Origin of the sequence: Pseudomonas sp. D1HM (genome assembly GCF_019266105.1) — a bacterium.
Taxonomy (GTDB): Bacteria; Pseudomonadota; Gammaproteobacteria; order Pseudomonadales; family Pseudomonadaceae; genus Aquipseudomonas; species Aquipseudomonas taetrolens.
This window is the reverse complement of the sequence record NZ_LRMN01000013.1, coordinates 1-238: the sequence shown is the minus strand read 5'-3', so window position 1 is coordinate 238 and position 238 is coordinate 1. Positions and strand designations below refer to the sequence as shown.

1 pseudogene is annotated in these 238 nt (G+C 53.8%); it reads left to right on the top strand.

Annotated elements, in window-relative coordinates:
* A pseudogene (locus AWM69_RS14325) lies at positions 1–238 on the top strand (hypothetical protein); the annotation flags it as partial.

Sequence of the window (238 nt, the reverse complement as noted above, 5' to 3'; positions counted from 1 at the left end):
GCAACTATATGGAAGACGGGCCATTGGTGGATGCGCCCAACTCGCTGTTGGCTGCATGTGGAATCTTGCCCACGGAAGATGAACTCAAACCCTATGAAGGGCTGCATACCTTTGAGATTGAGCGCCGATATGCACGGCTGACGGGAAGAATGGATGAAGACCCGCACTATGAAATGAGCCCTGAAGACCGTAAAGAGTACGGCTTTGCCGATCGAACACCCTGGCCATTGCGCTGGTG